The following is a 19049-nucleotide window of genomic DNA, read 5'->3' as shown; positions in this document are numbered from 1 at the left end:
AAAAAGTGGTTGTTTTAGCGGACGCAATATAATTTCTTATATTAAAAGAGAAGTGCATATCGTTCTTTGAAAGAGTACTATACTCGTAATCCTTTGTTTTAAATTTACGTTGTTGATTACGCTAGCCCACGTTCGTTTATTTTTGCCCGCGTTTGTTATCATATTTGGCGATTTTGGGAACAAACGCGGGGAAGTGTTCTTGGTTTTGTAGTCGAATAAGCCGTTGTATATGAGCTTATTTCCAATATTTTCGTGGGTATCAATATGAATTACTGTTTTTACGAGAGCTTGTAACAAACGTATATTTCAGATGATCTAACTTTTTATTCTGCAAGTAGAATTTCTAATAGTTAACGTTAATGGTAATTGAATATGTTTTGTTTCTCCATTAAAACTTATTAATTCTAAAGTAGATTTAGCAATAGCTTCAAATGGTTGCTGCAATGTTGTTAAGCTAGGATGCGCCCATTTGCCAATATGAATTCCATCGCACCCTATTACAGATAAATCATCTGGTATCTTTAATCCATATCTTTCAGCTGCTCCAAGTAACCCTAGTGCTGAAATATCTGAGCTACAGAATATTGCGGTTGGTGGATCTGGGTTACTTACTATGTATGGGAATATACTTTCTCCAAATTCCTCAGTATATGGACCAGAAAATATTAAAGAATCATCGTATAATATTTTGCTATTTGATAAAGCAGATAAATAGCCATGTTTTCTGTCTGAGGTTGTGCTTAATCCATCTGGTCCTGACACGTAGGCTATTCTCTTATGCCCCAGGGAAAGTAAATAACAGACAGCTTGGTATGCTCCAGAGTAATTGTCAACAGTTACTGTTGATATATTAGATAATTTTTCATCATTCATTTGCTCATCTATTAGAACGGCATTCATTCCAGAAGGTATTACTTTACGCAAAGCTATATTATTGTTATTTAATCCAGCGTATATAAGTCCAATATACTTTTGCTCTTTAATTATGGATTCAACAATATTTCTTTCTTTTATTGGATTTCCTTGCGATATTTTAATATTTAATGTATATCCTAAACCATCTGCTGCCATGGATAGTTGTTGACATAGTTCACTATAAAATGGGTTATTTAATCCAGGAATAACAAGCGCCAGTGCTTTGTAAGTTGTCTTTGAGTTTATTTTAGTTGTGTATTTATAGAAATGTGCAGCCTCGTCAATTCTTTGTGCTGTAGAGTCTTCTACGTTTAACGTACCATGCAAATATCTCGATACGGTAGATGTAGATACATTTGCTCTTCTAGCCACTTGAACAATTGACATATAGACTCCATAAGTTTTATTGAAAAAGCAATAGTTTAATAAGTAATTTAATACTGTTAATGCTACTATTGCGCAAAAACTTTTACAATAGAAAAATTTGCGCAAAAATATTATAGTATTCTAGCAATGAAGCCCTTTTAGCCCATATTTTTAGCGTTTTTTGTGTTTGTTTTATTTGCGCAAAAGATTTATTATTTTTTATAAGAACATCCTTAATGTGTGAGATTTACAAAATAGAGATGTTTTTATTTATTCAAAGCAAAGGAGCTGTTTATATGACAAAAGTTTTACTAGCTGGAGAATCTTGGATTTCATCCACTACAGAATATAAAGGTTTTGATGAATTCACATCCACTAAATTAGAAATTGGTTGCGTGGAATTTCTTGATGCTCTTAGAAAGTTTGGTCACGATGTTACACATCTAAAAGCTCATGATGTTCCAGAAAACTTTCCATGGACAATGGATGAATTAAACAAATACGATGTTGTGATACTTTCAGATATAGGAAGTAATTCATTTTTACTACCTAATAGGGTATTTGGTGAAGGAAAAAGATGCGTAAATCGTTTAGATTTATTAGCTAAATGGGTTCGTGAAGGTCATGGACTGATGATGGCAGGTGGATATCTTTCCTTTGCTGGATTTGAAGGTAAAGCTCATTATCATGGTACATCTATTGAAGATGTGCTTCCTGTTGAAATAAGTCCATTTGATGATAGAGCTGAAAAACCTCAAGGTGTAATTCCTAAAATAGTATCCAATCATCCAATTGTGAATGATTTGAGTCCTATTCCAATTCTTCTTGGATATCAAAAGCTTTTAGCTAAAGAAAGTTCTAATATTCTCATGAAAGTTGATGATAATCCTTTGCTCATTGTTAATGAGGTATATAAAGGCAGAAGTATTGCTTTTGCATCAGATATAGCTCCTCATTGGGCTCCAGAAGCGTTTATGCAATGGAGTGGATATGGTCAACTATTTTCTAATTGTGTTAAGTGGCTTTCTAAAGAAATTTAATAATTGCAAATTAAAATTATTATTCACTATAAGAGTGAAGAATTATATGAAAGGAGATAATCATTATGAATAGTAAACAACGTTATATGGTTCCTTTATTGTTCATTGGAACGGTATTGGCTGGTATGCTTTCTCCAATGCAATCTGCTGTGAATGGACAATTGGGAAAAGAATTAGCTGATGGCAATGCTTGCGCAGTAGTATCATTCGGTTCGGGACTTGTTGTTATGTTTATCATAATTCTCTCTCGAGCGTCTACAAGACAACAATTTGCTTCAATTCCTTCGAAAATTCGCTCTAATAATATACCTTGGTGGAGTTGGCTAGCTGGATTATGTGGAGCTATGGTTGTTTTTTCTGAAGGAGCATCTGCGTCCGTACTTGGTGTTGCAACATTCCAGACAACCTTAATCTGCGGAATGGTTTTGTCTGGATTATTATGCGATAGATTTGGAATAGGTGTAGATACAAAGCAACCGTTTAATTTACCTCGTATATCTGGTGCAATTCTTGCAATTGTTGCAACTATTATGGTTGTTTCACCAAGCTGGCATGCTCCGTCAGTTGTATTTCTAGCTGTTCTACCATTTGCTGCTGGTCTTTTAGCGGGATGGCAACCTGCTGGTAATTCGGCAGTGGCTAATGAAACTGGTTCTATGTTAGTTTCTATAACTTGGAACTTTATAGTAGGTTTTTCCGTACTAGCAATTGCTCTTATTGTTAGAATCGCTACAGGTCAGACTTCTTTCCATCTTCCATTGACTTGGTGGATGTACTTAGGTGGTCCGCTTGGATTATTGTCTATAGCCTTAATGGCTTTATTGGTGAGAGGATTAGGTCTACTTCTTCTAGGACTAGCTTCGACGGCTGGACAGTTACTTGGATCTGTGTTGATCGACTGGCTTGTTCCAGCGTTAGGTGCAAAAGTATACGTTATTACACTTATTGGAACAGTTGTAGCACTAGTAGGTGCTGTTATAGCTGCAATACCTTCTGCTCGTAATGATCAGGATGAATTAGTCTCACAAGTCAATTGATAAAAAATTTTTATTTTCAGTTAGTTATTATAAAGGAGTAATAACAATGTGTACTGGAATTGGAATAAGAAGCAAACAAGGAAATTCATATTGGGGAAGAACCCAAGATTTTGAACAAGAGTTTGAATATGCTGGTATGAAGATACCGTCTGGTACCTCTATAGAATCAACCTATACACCATTTATTACTAAATGTGCAGTAATGGGTGTTGCTTGGGCTAAAGATGTGCATAAGAACCCTGTTATTTTAGATGGAATAAATGAATACGGAATATGCGGTGGGTCTTTCTATTTCGATCACTTCTTCCGATATGTGAGTAAGAAAGAAATTGATGATTCTAATAAAATTGCGCTTCGTGGAGAAGAATTAGTTACATGGATATTAACTCAGTATCGTTCTCTCGATGAGATCATTAATTCACTCAATTCGGATTTAGGAATAGTTAATGAACCTGGTCCAATGATGGGGATGTCTGTTCCGCAACATGCTGTTTTTTCCGACGAAACAGGGAGATCTATAGTTGTAGAACCTTCTATTTCTAATGGTTTTAAAATATTTGAAAATACAGTTGGTGTATTTACAAATGCTCCGACCTTTGACTGGCATCTTAATAATTTGAAGGCTCATCTTGAACGTTCTACCAATCGCAAATATCTTTATGACAACAATGAAGCTGTGAATAATGTAGGATTGGATGAGAACATAAGTGGATTACTCGATATACCTAGCGACTATAAACCAGAAAGTCGATTTTTGAGAGCGGCTTATGCAAAATTAATGTCTATGCCAGTTGATGACGGGAATGCGATTAATGAAGTATTTCAATTGTTGTCAATGGAGAACACCCCTAAGGGAGTTCTACGAATATCGGTAGATGATGAGATGTTGGTTCCATGGACTCAATATACGTCTGCATACGATATAAGTAATAAAGATTTATACGCATTTTCGTATGATAATCACAATTTGAAAGTATTACATTTTGGTAATCCTGACGAATGGGGTCATGTAAGATATTTTGATTTTATTTTGAAACAGACATATGAACCATTTGAAGAAGAATTGTAATTAGAAATAAGTTGGGTGTGCATGCTTTTGCGTAACAAATATGCATAACATGTGCACCCTTGTATTGTTGTATTAATTTAAGTTTTTAATATAATTGTGTTTTTTGTTGATTACGCTAGCCCGCGTTCGTTGTCGAATTTGCTTAAAAAGGGAACAAACGCGAGAGGATGGATTGCGCGATTAGCGTTTAGAACAAAAAGACCGCAGCGACGAGACTGCGGTCTTAGAATAGTTAGCGCGTTACGCTTGCGATTAATTGCGCATTACGATTAGTCACGCATAACGCATCACGATTAGCGCATTACGCATTACGCGATTTATCGCAATTAATCACGCATTGTGATTGCGTTTAAACGCGCCATACAATCCTGCGCAAGCAGCGCTAGCGATTGCAGCCTTAATAATATCGCCAACAATAAAGCCAGTAGAAGCAACGGCGATTGCCCAAACAGGCAAGTGCATCATAAGCGATTGGCCTACAAAACCAAATGCGTAAATCACAAGAGAACCAACAACAGATGCGGCAAAATACGCGCCAAATCGTGCAAATTTCTTAGCAACAGAATCCTCTGGCATAGCGGCATTAACAACGCCTTCGAGCGCAGACTTTACGAGCGCAATCACAGCCACACCGAACACGAATCCAACAAGGAATCCAACGCTAGGACCTGCAAAAGCCACAACGCCACTCTTTCCGCCTGCAAACACTGGCATTCCAGCAGCACCAATCGCAAGGTACATAAGCACAGAGCTAACGGCTTGGCGCCAAGTCAAAGTAAGACCAGCCAAAGCCAAAACCAAAGTTTGCAAAGTTACAGGAACAGGAGTTCCAGGAATAGGCAATGCGCCAGCCATAGTTGCAGCGCTAATAAGAACAGTAAACAAAAACGCCTTAGCAAATGGAACAGCCAAACGATTAACGCCAAAAGCCTTAGATGCAACTGCGCTAGAGTTTGCGCTAGAGTTTGCACCAGAGTTAGATTCAAAATTAGCCACGATATCCTTCTTTCGTATTGTTTTTCGTTGCTGAATCAAAGATTAGACAAAAATCACCAGCTGCGCGTTGGAGAAGTTTACAAAAAATCGCATAATGTTTTGTTCAAATTCACGGATACTATAAGCCAAATTTCCTATAACTTGTAACGTATGGTTACGAATATCAAAAAAATACTTGTTGCAAATCGCGGCGAAATCGCGCTTAGAGTGATTCGCACTGCTCAAGAAATGGGAATACAAACTGTAGCTATTTATGCGGCATCCGACCGCCAAGCACAGTATGTAGAGATGGCAAGCGAAGCCTACGCGCTTTCTGGAGACACGTACAGAGACACCTATTTAAACGAAGACGCGATTATAGACATTTTGCATAAAAGCGGAGCGGATGCTGTACACCCAGGCTACGGATTTTTATCGGAAGTAGCGAGTTTTGCGCAAAAGGTGATTGATGCTGGCGCTGTGTGGATTGGCCCGAAGCCAGAAGCTCTTATTGATTTAGGGGATAAGATAACCGCTCGGCGCGTGGCAACTCGCGCTAAAGTGCCGCCCGTACCAGGCATATCGGAGCCTGTAAAAGACATTCGAGAATTGTTGACTTTTGCGCAAACACACGGCTACCCGGTTATGATGAAGCGCACGGATGGCGGCGGCGGTCGCGGAATAACCGTTGTGCACAACGATGACGAGCTTCGCGGATTCTACATGAACCACGACGCTTTGCAAGGCGGCGACCTTGACGAGTACTTTATTGAGCGTTTTATAGACAAGGCGCGCCATGTGGAAACACAAGTTGGCCGCGATTCGCATGGAAACTTCACCATATATTCCACGCGCGACTGCTCGGTGCAGCGCCGAAACCAAAAGTTGGTTGAGGAAGCACCAGCGCCATTCCTTACCGATGACGAGAACGCGCAGCTTCACCGATATTCTCGTAACCTATTTGAAGCTGTTGACTACGTTGGTTTGGGCACGTGTGAATATATGGTGACATCTCAACACAAGGTTTACTTCTTGGAAGTGAACCCACGATTGCAAGTTGAGCACACAGTTAGTGAGGAAGTTAGCGGACTAGATCTTGTGCGCGAACAGCTTACGATTGCCGACGGCGGTGAGCTTACGCAAAATCACCCTTCGCGCGGGCATAGTTTTGAGCTTAGAATCACTTCGGAAGACCCAGCAACGAATCTTACGCCTAGCGCAGGCACACTAACAAAAATCGAGTGGCCATCTGGACCTGGAATCCGTGTGGATTCTGGAGTAGAAGTTGGAGATAGCGTGTCTCCAAAATTCGACTCCATGATGGGCAAGCTTATTGTTACGGCTCAAAATCGCGATGCGGCGATTGCTCGCGTAAGACGCGCGCTTAAGGAGCTTTGCATTGAGGGAGTGCCCACTCCTGCTAAGCTTTTTGAGCAAATTTTTAACGATCCTGATTTTACAGCGCAAGATCACGATTTTGATATTTCTACAAAATGGCTTGAACACAAGTATTTGAACCGCACTGCTGCAGCGGCAAATGGCGGACAGCCTGCTTCTTTGGATTCCAATAAGTCTGGTGAAGACGCGCAAAATAAGACAACTAAAATGGAGTCTTTTGTAATAGAAGTAGACAATAAGCGCGTAAAACTTACGATTCCGCAAGATATTGTAGACAATCTTACTGGCTCTGCGCGAGTTAGAAGCACAGTTCGCGCATCGCAGCCGCTTAGAGGACGAGGATTAAGAGGAGATACTCACAAGTCGGAAACTCCAAAGGATGCTCCTGGAGTGATTTCTGCTCCAATGCAAGCTGTGATTACACGCGTAAACGTTGCGGAAGGTCAGAACGTAGCAAAAGGCGATTTACTTGCTGTTCTTGAATCTATGAAAATGGAAAACTACGTTTATGCACCTGCAGCTGGCGTAGTTACTGGCATTTTTGTAGGGCCTGGAGATGGTGTAGAAGCAGGCGAAAAGCTTGTAACAATTGACGTGACTAAAGGCGGTAGTGCAAAATGAGTGCGCTTACTAAAGATACTGCACAAGTTGCAAAAGATGTTAATAAAAAAGATGTTAATAAAGACGCAAAAACTATGCAAAATGCGCAGCCTACGCAGCCTCAGCGTGGAAAATCAGCCGTAGAACACGCGGCTCGCCTTGCTAGAGACGCCGAGCAGAATGCTTTAGAGCGCCAGCATGCAAAGGGAAAATCCACAGCAAGAGAGCGTTTGGATTTGCTTTTTGATACGGGAACGTTTGAAGAAATCGGCCGCTTTAACGGTGGAGACATAAATAACGATATTGCAGGATGCGCTGTAATCACGGGCTTTGGCGAAGTATACGGCAAAAAAGTGGCAGTTTATGCGCAGGATTTTTCCGTTCGTGGCGGCACGCTTGGACGCGCTGAAGGACAGAAAATATGCCATCTTCTAGACATGGCGTTGCAGCTTGGAGTTCCAGTTGTTGCCCTAATCGACTCGGGTGGCGCTCGCATTCAAGAAGGCGTTAACGCGCTTACGCAATATGGCAGAATCTTCAAAAAAACTTGTGAAGCAAGCGGTTTAATTCCGCAAATCTCACTAATTCTTGGACCTTGCGCTGGTGGCGCAGTTTATTGCCCTGCTCTTACGGATTTTATAATCATGACTCGCGAACATTCCAACATGTTTGTAACTGGTCCAGATGTTGTTAAGGCTGCCACAGGCGAGTCAATTAGCATGGACGATTTAGGCGGTGGATATGTGCATAACTCCACTTCGGGCGTTGCTCACTATTTGGGCGAAGACGAGGCGGACGCCATTGACTATGCGCGCACAATCTTGGCTTATTTGCCGCAAAATTGCAATCAAAATCCGCCAACATTCGCATACGCTGCCACGCGCGCAGACAGAGAAACCGCTAAGCAGCTTGCGACTATTGTTCCAAGCAATGATCGCCAGCCGTACGATGTTTTAGACGTTATTCGCGCAATCGTAGATTATGGCGAATTTGTGCAAGTTCAAGAGCTTTACGCGGCATCCGCAGTAGTTGGTTTTGCTTGCATAGAAGGTCATCCTGTTGGAATAGTGGCAAATCAGCCTAAAGTCAATGCTGGAATTCTAGACGTTAATTCTTCCGAAAAAGTAGCGCGATTTGTGCGATTGTGCGACGCGTTTAATCTTCCTGTTGTAACTCTTGTAGACACTCCTGGATACAAGCCAGGGTCGGATCAGGAGCACGCGGGCATTATTCGCAGAGGTGCAAAAGTGATTTATGCGTACGCAAACGCGCAAGTTCCGCTTGTTACCGTGATTTTACGCAAGGCTTTTGGTGGAGCGTACATTGTAATGGGCTCAAAGTCTATGGGCGCAGACTTTAACTACGCTTGGCCTACCAGCCAGATAGCGGTTTTGGGTGCTCAAGGAGCTGTGAACATTATTCATCGCAAGGATTTGCAAAAAGCAAAAGAGCGCGGTCAAGATGTTGACGCTTTAAGAAAAAAGCTTGTTGAGAATTACGAAAATACCACTGTAAACGCGAATCTTTCGCTGGAAACTGGCCAGATTGACGCAATGATAGATCCAGAGCAAACAAGAGATGTTATTGCTAATTCTTTGAAGATTTTAAGAAGTAAAAAACGTGTTTCGAGAACGGGGAAGCATCATGGAAACCAGCCAATGTGATTTGGGAATAATTCGGGAATAATTCGGGAATGATTTGGAAAGCACTCAAAAGTCGCCAGCAACCGCGCATAAAGCGACCAAAGATAAATAAATCCAAAAAACACAAATAATCCAAAAAGCACAAATAAATTTTAAAAATAAAACTTAAACCCACGAACAAAGGAAAATAAAATGACAACATACTTATTTGACCAGCTCGCACAAACACCACACATTCTTACCTTCGCAGGACAATCCACACCATGGGTGCAAGCCTTAAAAGAAACACAAAACGATGCAGAATTAAATAAAGAATTACGCGAATATAACAAATTAGCAAAAACTTTACTATCAAACATATATCCACAGTTATTAGCAAATGCTGGAAGTGACATAAACGTATTCGATGCTTTAGAAAATTCTAAAATCAACACAGCCAGCGCACAATTAAGCGTACCAGGAATCACAATTGCTCAGCTTGCAAGCGTAAGAGACCTAACAAACTTAGGCTACAACTTTGAAGTAAACAAGCCAATTGCAAGCCTTGGACACTCTCAAGGCATAATAGCCGCAAAAATAGTAGAAGCTCGTATAAAAGCAGGGTCATGGCAAAACGCGCAAAACCAAATAGCTGAACTTATAGCAATCTCATACATAATCGGAGCAGCAGCAGACCGCGAAGCGCGAATGTTAGAAATCAGTGGAAACGGCGAAAAAACACCAATGCTATCGCTAAAAGGCGTTACGTTTGAACAGGCAAAAGCCTTGATTAAGCGAGTAGAAAGAACCAGAGGCGTTATATCAATCGCAGTTAAAAACTCGCGAAATCACATTGTGCTATCAGGATATCCAGAAGACATGGAAGCCGTGCAAAATCAGGCACAGAAAGAGTCGCAGCGCTCCAAAAAAATGCGCGAAATGAAGGAACGAGGCGGATCGGTTTTTGCGCCAATCGCAGAGTATTTAGATGTTACAGTGCCATTCCATTCTCCAATCATGAAACCTGCTGTAGAACAAGTTGAAGCCTGGGCAAAGGACGCAGGATTAGATGCTGAACTTGCACTAAAGCTTGCAAACGCTGTGCTAGTAGAGCCAGTAGATTGGGCGAAGCAAATAGAAAAAGTTTTAAATAACGTGAATGCGCGAGAGCTATACGTATTAGACATGGGTCCAGGAGAAGTGCTTGGCAAGCTAACAAACGTGCTACTACAAGGAAGCGGAGCTGGCGTAGTAGAAGTTGGAACAATGAACGCGCGCGCAAAAGCAAGCACAACTAGCGCTGCAGAAGCTGAATTATTGCGTACCGGCTGCTGGGCGGATTTTGCGCCGCGAGTAATCGATACTCCAGCTGGAAAGAAAGTTGTAACAAAATTCAGCAAGCTAACAGGCAAAGCTCCTGTGCTTCTTGCTGGCATGACTCCAACCACAGTAGACCCAGAAATTGTAGCCGCCGCAGCCAACGCAGGATATTGGGCAGAACTTGCAGGCGGTGGACAAGTAACAGAAGAAGTATTCGACAGGCACATGGATTCTTTGAGCAAGCAATTGCAAGAAGGAGCAACCGTAGAATTCAACGCCATGTTTATGGACCGCTATTTGTGGAATTTGCAATTTGGCAGCAAACGTATAGTTCCAAAAAAGCGTGCTTCTGGAGCGCCAATCGACGGCGTTGTAATATCTGCAGGAATCCCAGAGTTAGACGAGGCAAAAGAACTTGTTAAAACTCTTCAAGCCGACGGATTCCCGTATGTTGCTTTTAAGCCAGGAACAGTAGAGCAGATTCGCCAAGTAGTTCGCATTGCAAAAGCTGTTAAGCCAGCAACAATTATTGCGCAAGTAGAAGGCGGATCTGCAGGCGGCCACCACTCTTGGGAGTCGCTAGATGATTTGCTGATTAGCACTTATGCTCAAGTGCGCGAATGCAATAATTTGGTGCTTGTAGCAGGTGGCGGAATCGGCACTCCAGCTCGTGCAGCAGACTACATTAGTGGCGAATGGTCCAATAAGTACGATTTGCCAAATATGCCAGTAGATGCTGTGATGATTGGCACTGCAGCAATGACAGCAAAGGAAGCGCACACAAGCGCGCAAGTTAAGCGCATGTTGGTGGAGACGCCAGGAATTACAGAAGCAAATGATGCGTGTGTGGAAGGTCTTGGCGCAAGTGAAGATCCGTTTGCTCCGATTGGCGAGCGCTGGGTGCCTTCTGGAAAGGTTGTTGGCGGAGTAACAAGCGGATTAAGCCATTTGCACGCAGATATTTACGAAATTGAGAATGCGTCCGCGCGCTGTGGTCGTCTTCTTGTTCATATGATGAAGCATCCAGAAGAGCTTTCTAGCCGCAGAGATGAAGTGATTCGCGCGCTTAACTCTACTGCTAAACCATATTTTGGCGATGTTGAAAATATGACATATACCCAGTTTGCGCAGCGATTCCTTGATTTAAGCTATCCTTGGGCAGATCCTACTTACGCGGATCGCTACATGCATTTGTTACAGCGTATTGAAGCACGTTTAATAAGCCAAGATTCTGGCGAATTTACTTCGATTTTGCCAGATATTAAGCAGATTGCTGAAAATCCTCAGTCTGCTCTCGATTCTCTTGTGCAAGTTTTTCCTAATGCGAGCACGATGAACGTTGTTCCAATGGATGCTGCGTGGTTCCCAACCTTGGTGCGTGAATATCCTAAGCCAATGCCATTTGTGCCAGTAATTGACAATGATCTTCTTCGCTGGTGGGGTCAGGATCAGCTTTGGCAGTCGGAAGATTCGCGATATTCTGCGGATGCTGTGCGAGTAATTCCAGGACCTATTTCTGTTGCAGGCATAATCACAATGGATGAGCCAATCGCGGATATTTTAGGAAGATTTGAGGCTGCGGTTATAAATGGTTCGGCTGCTGGCGACTTGCCTCTGGGCTTTAATCAAAACGCGTTTAGCCAAATAGACTGTGCGCAAAATATTGAAGAATATGTGCGCTCATGTCCGAATATTTCTTGGATTGGTCACGTAACCAATAATCCTGCTTATAAAACGCAAAATAATAGTGAAAACTATGTTATAACCGTAATAAGTGAAGAAAATAGCGTAATTAAGCTTGATTTAGACATTAAACTAGACACGTTCTGGGATGAGCATGAAGCCGACAATGAAAACGGTATCAAGAATAGCGTAAAGAACAGCGGAAAAAATCATGCTGTTAGAGATATAGTAATTCCGCTTATTGTAGACGCAAAGCGTGCTGGAAGCATACCAGTAGTAGACCGCGAGCGACTACCAAAACACGTTTATAACATGTTGGCAGCAACCGCAGGCATTGGAAATACTGCGATTACTGGAGATGTTTTAAGTGAAATGCCAAAAGTAGACGCAAGCCAAGAAGCGTGCGAGCAAGTTAAAAAAGAAATAGCTTGTGGAAAAGCTAACAAATCAGCCTGTGAAACAACATGTGAAACAGCCTGCGAAATACCATTTGGCGTGATTAAATCAGCATACACGCTTTCTAGAAACCTAGGAATCGACCACGAATCTGCTACAGCTGGACGCCTGCCAGAAGGTTTGCAAGCATCAAGAATCGTGCCAGACGCGCTAGTAGGTCCAGCATGGCCAACAATATACTCAGCACTAGGATCCGTAATGGTAGACGGATACCCAGTAATTGAAGGACTACTCAACGCAGTACATTTAGACCACCTAATAGAACTAGATTTATCTACAGACGACCTGCAAAAATATGTTGGAACACGCATAAACCTCACTGGTTGGGCAGAAGATTACGCCGAATCAGCTTCTGGGCGAGTAGTGACAATACACATAATTCACAATGCGCAAGACGGAACAAAAATCGCGCACGAAACAGAACGATTCGCGATTCGTGGACGAAGCTACAGTGCAGCACTACCAAAGCCTGCTCCAGAATACGGAGATGCGGCAGAATTACACGGATTTAGCGTAGACAACACGCCTAGACGAGCGCTTAGACGCGTCGTAATTCGCGCACCTAAAGACATGACAGCTTTTGCGCGCACATCAGGTGACTTTAACCCAATACACACATCCAAAAGAGGAGCCGCAATCTCTGGACTTTCCGCACCTCTAGTACACGGAATGTGGCTTTCAGCAGCAGCTCAGCATGTTGCTCAAGCATTGGATGAAAAAGGCGCACACTATGATCTTGTTGGCTGGACGTACAACATGTACGGCATGGTGCAGCTTAACGACGAGGTAGAAATTACCGTAGAACGAGTAGGGAAAGTACGCCGCGGAGGGCTAGCGCTAGAAATCACATGCCGAGTAAACGGGCAAATAGTTTCTAAAGCGAGCGCACTTACACGCGCGCCGCGAGCAGCATTCGTATATCCAGGACAAGGTATTCAAAAACAAGGAATGTCATTGGATGAGCGCGCCAAATCGCCAGCTGTGCGCGAAACTTGGGAGCGCGCAGACAAACTCACTCGCGAAAAACTAGGATTCTCAATTCTTGCTGTAGTGCGAGATAATCCTAAGGAATTAACAGCAAATGGCGTAACATATCGTCATCCAGAAGGCTTGCTCAACTTAACACAATTTACTCAAGTTGCGCTCGCTACTGTTGCTTTTGCGCAAACCGCTCGCTTAAGAGAAGCAGGATGCGATATTTGGCCTGCGTATTTTGCTGGTCACTCGCTTGGCGAATACAATGCGCTAAGCTCCTTCGCTCAAATTATTCCGCTAGAAACCGTGTTGGAACTCGTGTTCCACCGCGGATCTACAATGCATCACTTGATTGAGCGAGATGAGCAAGGACGATCCAACTATCGAATGGGTGCTTTGCGTCCAAACCAGTTCGGTGTGGACGATGATGGTGTAAACGCGTACGTTGAAGGAATCTCTAAGCAAACTGGCGAATTCTTGCAAATCGTAAACTACAATTTGGCAGGTCAACAATACGCAATAGCAGGCACAATAAAAGGTTTGAAAGCTTTGGCTCAAGATTCTGCCAAGAGGGCTAAAGAGTATGGCGGCAAGCCTCCATTCATGTTTGTTCCAGGAATTGACGTGCCGTTCCACTCTCGAATTCTTCGAAAGGGTGTGCCAGAATTCCGCGACAAGCTCGATTCGCTGCTGCCGAAGCATATTGATTACTCTGTGCTTGTAGGCCGTTACATTCCAAACCTCGTGGCTTGCCCGTTTGAGCTTACGCGAGAATTTGCGCAAAAGATTTTGGATGTTGTGCCATCTGAGCGCATTGAAGCAGCTTTGGAAGATGAAACTACGTGGAAATCTTATGCAGAGGATGAGCAGAAGCTCGGTAGATTGCTTCTTACGGAGCTTCTTTCATGGCAGTTCGCTTCTCCAGTTCGTTGGATTGAAACGCAGGCTCTTATGTTTGCCGATCGCGCTCGCGGTGGTCTTGGCGTTGAAGAGTACGTTGAAGTTGGTTTAGGAAACGCGCCAACTTTGGCAAATCTTGGTGCTAAAACTCTTGCTTTGCCGGAGTTTAGTGGCGAAAAAGTGACTGTTTACAACGTTGGTCGTGACGAAGGTCGCGTTTATATGACTGACACTGATTCGCTTGTGCCTGAAGTGTTTACTGAGGAAGATAATCAAGAAGCAAGTAGCACTGCTGATGCGACTACTGCTCCTGCAGCTCCTGCAGCAAATGTTGTCTCTGCTGCTCCTGCAGCTAATGCAGCAGCAAGCGGACCTGTAGCAGACTTGCCATTCAAAGCATCCGACGCAATCTCAATGCTTATTGCGTATAGTGCAAAAATCCGTCTTGACCAAATCGGCGACACTGATACAACTGATACGCTTACAAATGGCGTATCTTCGCGCAGAAACCAGCTTCTTATGGATATTAGTTCCGAGCTTGGCGTGGCAAGCGTGGACGGTGCTGCAGAAGCTCCAATGAGTGCGCTTAAAAAGTTAGTTGATTCGGTTGCTCCTCGCTATAAAGCTTTTGGTGCCGTGCTTTCCGATATTGTGCGCGAACGTTTGCGTGCGCTTTTCGGTGCAGCCGGTGTGAAACCAGCGCAAATTGACAAGCGAATCTCTGAAGTCTGGCAACTTGGAGAAGGCTGGCGTGCGCACGTTCTTGCGGCTTTGGTTTTGCAAACGCGTGAAGGTGCTAGCGTGCGCGGTGAAAATCTTGCGCAACTTTCAACTGATCCTGCAAAGAATACTGCTGCAGCTGACGCTTTAATCGACGCAGCAATTGCACAAGTTGCTCAAGCTCACGGCGTTAGCGTTTCTCAGCCTGGTGCTGCTGGCGCAGCCGGCGGTGCTGTTGTTGATTCTGCAGCTCTTGACGCTTTTGCTCAGCAGGTTGTTGGCGCAGATGGCATACTTGCTGCAACTGCTAAGTTTGTGCTAGCAAAGCTTGGTGTTGAGGCTCCTAAAGCAGAAACTGAAAGTGACGAAAATGCTGCTGTTGTGTCTGCTGTTGAAGCTGAGCTTGGTGCAGATTGGCCAAAGCAGGTGGCTCCTCGATTTGATGAGCGAAAGGCAATTCTTTTCGACGACCGCTGGGCTTCGGCTCGCGAAGACGTTGCTCGCTTGTACTACAAGTATGCTGGAAAGAATGTTGATATTCAGGTAAATGAAGTTTCTGAAATCTTAAATGATTTTGGTAGTTTCCTTGGTGCAGGGGAAGCAGTAGCTTCGGAAGCTGAGTGGTTTGCAAGTCTTTCTAAATCTCGCGAATTAAACAATCTTGCAACAATATTTAATGGTATTGTTCGCGATTCTCGCAATAAACTTGCGCAAAACAACGCCGATACTGCTCAAGCAACTCGTTTTGCAGGAGAAGTTGCAGTAGTTACAGGCGTTGCTCCTAATTCGATTGCTGCTCGCGTAGTAACGGGCTTGCTTAAGGGTGGAGCTACGGTTATCGCAACTTCGCACAGTTTCAAGCCGAGCGTTAAGTCTTGGGCGAAGAAAGCGTATCGCGAAAACGCTCAAATGGGCGCAAAGTTGTGGCTTGTTCCAGCAAACTTGTCTAGTTATCGCGATGTTGACGCGCTTGTAAAGTGGGTTGGCACAGTTTCGAAGAAAGTTAGCGGCGCAACTACTACTATTTTGAAGCCTGCTTACGAGCCGAGCATGTTCTTCCCGTTTGCAGCTCCACCAGTTCACGGTACTTTGGCTGATTCTGGTTCGCTTTTTGAATCGCAATCGCGCTTGATGCTGTGGGGTGTGGAGCGTGCAATCGCCGGATTTGCACAGATTGGAGCAGATACAGATGTACAACATCGTATGCACGTTGTGTTACCTGGCTCTCCAAACCGAGGTATGTTCGGCGGCGATGGTGCTTACGGCGAAGTCAAGAGTGCTTTCGACGCGATTGTGAACCGTGCGCATGCAGAAAGTGTGTGGTCGGATCGCGTGACTTTTGCGCATCCTAAGATTGGATGGGTGCGTGGAACCGGCTTAATGGGTGGAAATGATCCGCTTGTGGCTGTAGTTGAACGTCATGGATTAACTACCTACTCAACGCAAGAAATGGCAGATCGTTTGCTCGATTTGTGCACGAAGGAAGCGCGCGAACAGGCCGCAATCGCGCCTTTGAACGTTGATCTTACGGGTGGATTAGGCAAGGAGCCTCTTGATTTGAATGCTCTTCGTGCAGAAGCACTGGAAGATCAGAAGCGTGCTGAAGCTGCGGAAGCTGCAGAAGAAGCTGCAGAATCTTCTGTTAAATCAACTGCTCAATCAACCAACAAAGCACTTCCAACGCCTTACGTGCCAACTCAGCCGCGAGTCAACTTGGCTGATTGGAAGAACGTAACAGCGCGTCCAGAAGACGAAATTGTAATCGTCTCAGTCGGCGAACTTGGACCATGGGGTTCTGGACGTACTCGTTTCGAAGCAGAACTTGGAATTCGCGAAGATGGATCCGTGGAGCTTTCTGCAGGAGCAGTACTAGAATTGGCTTGGAATATGGGCTTGCTTACTTGGCAGGATTCACCAAAGCCAGGCTGGTATGATGCTGAAGGCACGCTTGTTCCAGAAGAAGATATTGCAGAGAAATATCGCGATGAAGTAGTGGCGCGCTCCGGTATTCGACCATTCGAAACCGGCATGGGTGGCGACTACAAGGATGGAGCGAACGAAGAAGAAGCAGAAATCTTCCTCGATCACGACGTGAGTTTCAGCGTTCCAACAGAAACAATTGCGCGCGAATACGTGGCGCTTGACGAATCGCACACTGAGATTGCTCGCGATGCAGAATCTGGCGAATGGACTGTTACGCGCAAGGCAGGTTCTATGATTCGCGTGCCGCGTAGGGCTGCAATGACCAGAACCGTCGGTGGACAATTCCCTAAGGGCTTCGATCCGCTGAAGTGGGGTATTCCAGCTTCAATGGTTGGAAGTGTTGACACGATTGCGCTGTGGAATATTGTCACAACTGTAGACGCTTATATTTCTGCTGGTTTCACGCCTTCGGAGATTTTGCAATCTGTGCATCCGTCGATGGTTGCTTCCACGCAAGGAACCGGTTTCGGCGGCATGAGTTCAATGCGCAAACTGTACTTGGATCGCTTCCTTAACCACGAAATTCCTACGGACGTATTGCAAGAGGCGCTTCCAAACGTTGTTGCAGCTCACGTAATGCAAACCTATATCGGCGGCTACGGAAATATGGTTCAGCCAGTGTCTGCATGCGCAACTGCAGCGGTTTCGCTCGAAGAAGGCGTCGACAAGATTGCTCTCGGCAAAGCTGACTTCGTAGTAACTGGCGCAATTGACGATATCGGTGTGGAATCCGTAGTTGGCTTCGGCAATATGAACGCAACTGCCAATAGCGAAGAAATGTATGCGAAGGGCATCGATCCACGATTCTTCTCTCGCGCAAACGATCGCAGACGCGGCGGCTTCCTTGAAGCACAAGGCGGCGGTACGATTTTGGTTACGCGCGGCGATATTGCTTTGAAGCTTGGTTTACCTGTTGCTGGCGTAGTCGGATTCATTCATTCGTATGCTGACGGCATTCACACTTCTATTCCTGCTCCGGGCTTGGGTGCTTTGGCTGCGGGCATGGGTGGAGCTAAGTCTAAGCTCGTGCGCGATTTGGCAGCGCTTGGCGTTATTCCGGACGATATTGCTGTGGTTTCTAAGCACGATACTTCCACGAACGCAAACGATCCGAACGAATCCGAACTGCACAATACTCTTGCGCACGCAATCGGACGCACGGAAGGCAATCCACTGTTCGTAATCAGCCAAAAGACGCTGACCGGACATGCAAAGGGTGGTGCGTGCATCTTCCAAATCAACGGTTTGACACAGCTGTTTAGAAGTGGCGTAATCCCTGGAAACGCATCACTTGACTGCGTGGATCCTAAGCTTGCGCGCGACGACCACATGGTTTGGTTGCGTGAGCCGATGCGCATTGGCGATTGTGCAGGTTCTTGTGCAGTGAAGGTTGCTCTCGCAACTTCGCTCGGCTTCGGTCACGTTAGCGGATTTGTGGCATTAGTTCACCCTGGTGCGTTTGAGGCTGCTGTGGCAGCTAGCGCTGGTGCGGATGCGCTTAAGAATTGGCGTACCAAGGCGAATGCGCGTTTGGCTGCGGGCCAGAGGCGATTTGAGGAAGGCATGATGGGTCGATCTGCTTTGTTCGAGCCTGTTGAGAATCGTCACTTGCTGAAGGATGGCACGCGCCTTCCGGATGGCACTCGCTACGATGGTCACGAAGCAGAAAAAGCTATGCTGCTAAACCCAGACGCTCGCCTAGATGCAAGCGGCTACTACTGCTGACTCTCAGGTAGAATCTTGTAGTGCGTTTGTACCAAAAAATGCCAAAATTTGATACAAACGCACTACACAAACAAACAAAACTGTAGTGCGTTTGTACTGAATTTGCGTCGTATTGTGTTGTTCGCACGCTACGCTCTAAGCTCGAAGGCAGGTCGATTCGACTACAAGCGTAACTGATATAGCAGTTGTATTTTTGACTTTTGTAAAAATTGCAAAAGTGTTATAATAGCTCCTTACGTGCAAAATTGCGAAAAATTCAATGTGC

8 protein-coding genes are annotated in these 19049 nt (G+C 44.4%); 6 read left to right on the top strand and 2 right to left on the bottom strand.

Annotated features, from left to right (window positions below; all coding sequences use genetic code 11):
- Positions 1-315: 315 nt before the first annotated feature.
- The gene (locus GAVG_RS05260; protein WP_009994299.1) at positions 316-1302 is read right to left on the bottom strand and encodes a LacI family DNA-binding transcriptional regulator; all 987 of its coding nucleotides are present in this window, start codon (positions 1300-1302) and stop codon (positions 316-318) included.
- 275 nt (positions 1303-1577) lie between these two features.
- Here GAVG_RS05260 and GAVG_RS05255 point away from each other — a divergent pair, with 275 nt between their 5' ends.
- The 3 genes from GAVG_RS05255 (at position 1578) to GAVG_RS05245 (ending at position 4427) form a co-directional block, all read left to right on the top strand.
- Entirely contained in the window at positions 1578-2321 is a 744-nt protein-coding gene (locus GAVG_RS05255; protein ID WP_009994300.1) for a glutamine amidotransferase, read from the top strand.
- Positions 2322-2386: 65 nt separating this feature from the next.
- On the top strand, positions 2387-3358 hold the full coding sequence (locus tag GAVG_RS05250) for a DMT family transporter (RefSeq protein WP_004114440.1): 972 nt from the start codon (positions 2387-2389) through the stop codon (positions 3356-3358).
- A gap of 46 nt (positions 3359-3404) precedes the next feature.
- Positions 3405-4427: a linear amide C-N hydrolase gene (locus GAVG_RS05245; protein ID WP_009994302.1), complete on the top strand. Its 1023-nt coding sequence runs from the start codon at positions 3405-3407 to the stop codon at positions 4425-4427.
- 330 nt (positions 4428-4757) lie between these two features.
- On the opposite strand, the gene GAVG_RS05240 is transcribed toward GAVG_RS05245, so the two are convergent.
- Positions 4758-5423: a biotin transporter BioY gene (locus tag GAVG_RS05240; protein ID WP_009994304.1), complete on the bottom strand. Its 666-nt coding sequence runs from the start codon at positions 5421-5423 to the stop codon at positions 4758-4760.
- Positions 5424-5573: 150 nt separating this feature from the next.
- Here GAVG_RS05240 and GAVG_RS05235 point away from each other — a divergent pair, with 150 nt between their 5' ends.
- From GAVG_RS05235 to GAVG_RS05225, 3 genes are all read left to right on the top strand, one after another.
- Complete coding sequence (locus tag GAVG_RS05235; protein WP_009994305.1) at positions 5574-7421, top strand: ATP-binding protein; 1848 nt, start codon at positions 5574-5576, stop codon at positions 7419-7421.
- Positions 7418-9064: an acyl-CoA carboxylase subunit beta gene (locus tag GAVG_RS05230; protein ID WP_004138555.1), complete on the top strand. Its 1647-nt coding sequence runs from the start codon at positions 7418-7420 to the stop codon at positions 9062-9064. The genes GAVG_RS05235 and GAVG_RS05230 overlap by 4 nt, the downstream gene beginning before the upstream one ends.
- Before the next feature lie 171 nt (positions 9065-9235).
- Entirely contained in the window at positions 9236-18784 is a 9549-nt protein-coding gene (locus tag GAVG_RS05225; RefSeq protein WP_013399750.1) for a type I polyketide synthase, read from the top strand.
- Positions 18785-19049 lie beyond the last annotated feature (265 nt).

Origin of the sequence: Gardnerella vaginalis ATCC 14018 = JCM 11026 (assembly GCF_001042655.1) — a bacterium.
GTDB lineage: Bacteria > Actinomycetota > Actinomycetes > Actinomycetales > Bifidobacteriaceae > Bifidobacterium > Bifidobacterium vaginale.
This window is presented reverse-complemented; position numbering and strand designations above follow the sequence as displayed.